Annotated in this window: 4 protein-coding genes and 1 pseudogene; all 5 read right to left on the minus strand. The window is 49.3% G+C overall.

Annotated elements, in window-relative coordinates:
• Nucleotides 1-56: 56 nt before the first annotated feature.
• Nucleotides 57-1,334 (minus strand): HD domain-containing protein, encoded by a 1,278-nt coding sequence (locus L5656_RS10480; protein WP_297202712.1) that lies wholly within the window; start codon nt 1,332-1,334, stop codon nt 57-59.
• A gap of 36 nt (nt 1,335-1,370) precedes the next feature.
• On the minus strand, nt 1,371-3,248 hold the full coding sequence (locus L5656_RS10485) for a polysaccharide biosynthesis protein (protein ID WP_297202714.1): 1,878 nt from the start codon (nt 3,246-3,248) through the stop codon (nt 1,371-1,373).
• 21 nt (nt 3,249-3,269) lie between these two features.
• Nucleotides 3,270-4,412, minus strand: coding sequence for a DegT/DnrJ/EryC1/StrS family aminotransferase (locus L5656_RS10490; protein WP_297202716.1), 1,143 nt, complete (start codon nt 4,410-4,412; stop codon nt 3,270-3,272).
• Between the two features lie 22 nt (nt 4,413-4,434).
• The gene (locus tag L5656_RS10495; protein ID WP_297202718.1) at nt 4,435-5,067 is read right to left on the minus strand and encodes an acetyltransferase; all 633 of its coding nucleotides are present in this window, start codon (nt 5,065-5,067) and stop codon (nt 4,435-4,437) included.
• A gap of 7 nt (nt 5,068-5,074) precedes the next feature.
• Nucleotides 5,075-5,228, minus strand: a pseudogene (locus L5656_RS11475) (sugar transferase); the annotation flags it as partial.

Raw genomic sequence — 5,228 nt, forward strand, 5'->3', positions numbered from 1 at the left:
CAGGAGGCTTTTTTATTGGCAACAACTGCCTCACATTATTACAGGAATGCTTTTAGTTACTTTTTTACTAATTTCTCAATCTCGCTACGGCACTTTTCATCGGGAACATAAAAGTACTCTACGATCTTACGTTTACCGGCAATAGCACGAATAGAATCGGATAACCTCGTTATATCACGTGGTGTACCTGATCTGTCAAGCACCCAAATCGGTGGTTTACTCGTATCTTCTTCCTCGGGCGAGGTATAATAGTCGTAGGCTACATCAGACTGGGCATCCCACAAAAGATAATAATCTGGGTCATAGCCGTTGTTGCGAAGTATCTCCTTTATCTTATCGAGGAGATCCAGAAAATTGACGGAAGTGCTCTCTACTACCTTAACGGGCTTAAACAGCTCCCGATTTAAAATTCTTTTTGACAGATCGGACAAGATGGGGTCTGTGCTGTTCTGCCAAGTCTTTAAGGCAATCCAGATATCGGAATCATCAATAGATAAGTAATCCTCCCAATCCCAGTCGTCAGCTAAAAATGATCTAAGGGAGGCAGGTATTAACTCATGGGGCAGTAAGTCTCGGCGGAAGAGTTCTCTGGCCCTCTTCCAAATCATTTGGAGTACTTTTTCGGCTCCTCTTGTAGTCTTATGGAAGTATATTTGCCAGTAGGCATAATACCGTGCAAAAACAAATTGCTCTGCGGCCATAAGCCCTTTATTGTTAACTATCAAGCTGGTTCCTTTGTCATTTAACTCCAGAACTGCTAAGAGCCTAGCCAGGTCAAAATGGCCATAACTGGTCCCGGTCATTAAGGCGTCACGCAAAAGGTAGTCCATGCGGTCTATATCAAGCTGCGAGGAAATGACATTTTTTATTAATTGCCATTTGGGATCACCTTGAAGCACCTGGCATATCTTCTTCGGCAACTGTGGATCTATGTTTTCCAGGGCGCACCGGATCTCTGTAGGAGCTGTGATAATCTCTATAGCCCAAGCTTCATGTTTTTTATCCGGAGTTATCACACCTTCCAAAACATGTGACAGCGGCCCATGTCCTATATCGTGCAGGAGCCCGACACAACGCCCTAGTAGCCTTTCTGCCTCGGAAAACTTGAATCCTTTGCGCTCAAGTTCAGTTTCTAACCTTACGAAAAGGTGAAACACCCCAAGAGAATGGGCAAAACGAGAATGTTCGGCACCGTGATAGGTAAGAAAAGAGAGACCAAGCTGACGGATCCGCCTTAACCGTTGAAACTCCCGGGTACTAACTAATGCCATAAATTCTTTCGGCAAAACAATATACCCATGTACAGGATCCCGAAATAATTTCGCATCAACCATCCAAACCACCACTTCGCTCTATCCGAGATACCGCCATTAGCCTACCTGGACCTTCTTGTATCCTTTCTGGACCCTAAACTCAGGCAAAACCATCCTTAGGGCTTCCTCCACTTCCGCCATCTCTGGCTTCCAGTCCGGCTTCGAGACTAAGCGTAAGAAATTCTCCAAGCTTACTTCATCTATCTCCTCCGGATGGGCAATAAGGATGCGCTCATGGGAGGTAGTATCGATCCTTTCCTCAGCGGTAAACAGTTCCTCGTGAAGTTTTTCCCCTGGTCGAATGCCGGTAAAAACTATCTTGATATCCTCTTCGGGCTCATAACCCGAAAGGATAATCATGTTACGGGCAAGGTCAACTATTTTTACGGGTTCACCCATATCTAGCACAAAGATCTCCCCGCCCCGGGCCAGGGCTCCAGCCTGGATAACAAGTTGCACTGCCTCGGGGATGGTCATAAAGTAACGGGTCATCTCGGGGTGGGTTACCGTCACCGGACCTCCTTGAGCTATCTGGCGCCTGAAAAGTGGTACTACACTTCCCCGGCTCCCTAGCACATTTCCGAAGCGTACTGCGGCGAAGCGAGTGCTACTTTTTTTAGACATGTACTGGACGATCATTTCCGCCACCCGTTTGGACGCGCCCATAATGCTGGTGGGGTTGACGGCCTTGTCTGTGGAAATGAGAATAAATATTTTGCTTTTATACTTGTTAGCAGCTTGAGCCACTACCCAAGTCCCCACTACGTTGTTTTTCACTGCTTCTGCCGGGTTAACTTCCATAAGAGGTACATGTTTATGCGCGGCCGCATGGAAGACAACCGTCGGCCTGTATTTTCTAAAAGTGTGGTCTATGGCCGCATAATCCCGAACATCGGCAATAACCTGGGCAAGCTTTACTCCCGGGAAACTTGAGCTTAGCTCGTACTGGATCTCGTAGATACTGTTTTCGCCCCGACCTAAAAGTACCAATAGTTTAGGCTGGAAACTGGCCACCTGGCGGCAGAGTTCGGAACCTATGGAACCGCCGGCTCCAGTAATAAGCACTACTTCTCCACTCAAGTAACCGGCGATAGCCTGTAAATCCACCTTAACTGGTTCCCGACCCAGAATATCTTCTATCTGTACCTCGCGTATGGGGTCCACCTTTACCTTGCCTTCGATCAAATCATACATGCCTGGTAGAATCCGTAGTCTGGCACCGGTACCATGGCAGATCTCCACAATTTCGCGTATGACGCGCCCGCGGACCGAAGGCATGGCAATGATGATCTCTTCTACCCCAAACTGTTCCACCAGCCGGGGAATATCCTCCCGGGTTCCCAAGACGGGCAGGCCGTAAAGTCGCCTGCCCTGTTTTAAAGGGTCATCGTCCACAAAGCCGATGGGCCTCATCTCGCCGTTTCGGCTGAAGAGTTCACGGGCCACCATAGCTCCGGCATCCCCTGCTCCCACAATTAACACAGCTTGTCCATTACGCATAAAAGCGGAAAAGGGGTGTTCCCGTAGGAGACGCCAGAAAAGGCGGGAGGCGCCGACTAGGGCGACTATGAGGAGCGCCCACAGTATAAACACGCTGCGCGGTAGGGGAAAACGTCCGGGCGCCATGCGGAAGTAAGCCCAGGAAACCAAGGCCATGGTTCCTACTAGCGTTGCACCGATGATGGAAAGCAGTTCGCCTATGCTCGCGTATCGCCACAGGCGGTGGTAAAGCCGGAAGAAATAAAAGCAGATTATGTACACGCAGGTAGCCAGGGGTGCCAGCCGTAAAGCTTCTTCGACATAGCTTATGTACCGGGGAGAAAAAATACTTTCAAAACGTAGCCATAAAGCCAGGAATAAGGCCAGATTGATAATCAGTGTATCGATCCCCATGAGCACAAAAGTACGCATAATCCTTCGTAAGGCTTTTTTCATAACCGAATTCACTTCCCGTTCTCAACACTCTTTTAAGGCTTTCTCCAGCACACCGGCAACATAATCTATCTCTTCTAATGTTAAATTATTATGGAACGGTATGGCAATACTGGTCCGGCCTAACATTTCCGCCACGGGGAAATCGCCCTCCCGATAGCCGAACTGGGAACGATAGAAAGGCTGCAGGTGGATGGGAGTAAAATACGGCCGGCAACCGATACCGGCCTCCTTAAGGCGGTGCATCACATGATCCCTTACGGCCGCCTGTTTCTGGGGAGAGGGCTCCTCAAAACCTACGCGGATAACGTAAACAAACCAGCTCATCCGGGTCACTTCAGGAGCTACAAAGGGTATCTTCACGCCCTCAATGGAAGACAGCCTTTCGTTGTAGAGCTTGGCTACCCGCTCCCGCCGGGATATAATTTCTTCAATTCTTTCCATCTGGGCTACACCCAGAGCCGCCGACATCTCGTCAAGGCGATAGTTGTAGCCCAGCCTCTCGTGGACCAGCCACGTGCCCTCTTCTCCCCTACCTTGGTTGCGTAGACTCCGGCATAGCTTGGCCACAGCTTCGTCATCAGTGACGATCATGCCGCCTTCGCCGGTAGTGATCTGCTTATTGGGATAGAAAGCGAAAACAGCAGCATCGGCAAAAATGCCGCTTCCCGCCTTATGTCCCTTGTATTCCGAACCCAGGGCTTCACAGGCGTCTTCGATGACCACCAGGCCGTGCCGCCGAGCAATGTCCCTTATGGCGTCCAGCCGGGCCGGCTGTCCAAAGGCGTCAACTGGTAAAATAGCCTTTGTGCGGGGGGTAATTGCTTCCTTAATAAGCTCGGGGTCGATATTGCCTGTTTCCGGCTCAACATCCACAAAAACCGGCTTGGCCCGCTCGTAAAGGATGCAGTTGCTGGAAGCGATAAAACTAAAGGGTGTGGTAATGACCTCATCACCTTCGCCAATACCGTAGGCCTTTATAAGTAAGTGCAATCCGCTGGTGCCGCTGTTTACCGCCACAGCGAACTTCCGCCCCACATAACTGGCGACCGCCTCTTCAAACTCCACCATCTTCGGCCCCAGGGCTAAAAACGGCGAGCGGAGCACCTCATTGACCAGGTCTATTTCTTTTTGGGTGATGTCCGGCCTGGAAAGGGGGATGTGCATTTTTAATTAGCGCCTCCAATTTTTAGAGCTTTCTTATTGGCTTGGCAGGTACTCCCACGGCCACAACCCTGGACGGTATATCTTCAACCACTACCGCCCCTGCCCCTATAATAGCCCATTCACCAATCTTACAACCCGGGATAACAGATACACCCACTCCAATGTGGGTTCCTTCTCCCACCGTTACATTACCGGCGAGATGGGCGCCTGGCGAAATGTGTACAAAATCACCAATATAACAATCGTGGTCGACAGAACAAGCTGTATTTAAAATAACATGTTTACCGATATATGCTCCGGCATTAATAACTACGCCAGGCATGATAACCGTGCCTGGTTTTACGACAGCAAAAGGAGATATAGCAGAGGAGGGATGGCTAACGATAGCGTAAGTTATATCATTTTTTGCCAAAGAATAGGCTATATGTTTACGGGTGGCGTTATCACCGATAGCCAGAATAAGTTTGTAGTGGGGGTTATCTGAAAATAAAGCAGATATAACGTCCAGATTCCCTAAAATCTTTTGACCGGGCAAAGGTGCTTCTTTTGCATGGTCATCAATAAACCCCACAATTTCATACCCTGCTATCAAAGCAACATCTGCTACTACCTTGCCGTGACCCCCAGCTCCTACAATCACCAGCTTTTCACTCATTGCTATATCAGCTCCACATCTGGCCTGAGCCCTGCGAACCTCTAAACTCGGGCATGGTGGCATGACCCTCGGCACTGATACCCTCACGCCTTAAAACTTTTATAAGGGTCAACGCCAAGATTTTAAAGTCCAACCCCAAGCTCCAGTTATCAACATACCAC

It is taken from the genome of Thermanaeromonas sp., assembly GCF_021890735.1.
GTDB lineage: Bacteria > Bacillota > DSM-521 > Neomoorellales > Neomoorellaceae > Thermanaeromonas.

Coding starts and splice junctions, on each gene's coding strand:
- L5656_RS10480 (WP_297202712.1), bottom strand. CDS start 1,334: ATGGTTGATGCGAAATTATTTCGGGATCCTGTACATGGGTATATTGTT.
- L5656_RS10485 (WP_297202714.1), bottom strand. CDS start 3,248: ATGAAAAAAGCCTTACGAAGGATTATGCGTACTTTTGTGCTCATGGGG.
- L5656_RS10490 (WP_297202716.1), bottom strand. CDS start 4,412: ATGCACATCCCCCTTTCCAGGCCGGACATCACCCAAAAAGAAATAGAC.
- L5656_RS10495 (WP_297202718.1), bottom strand. CDS start 5,067: ATGAGTGAAAAGCTGGTGATTGTAGGAGCTGGGGGTCACGGCAAGGTA.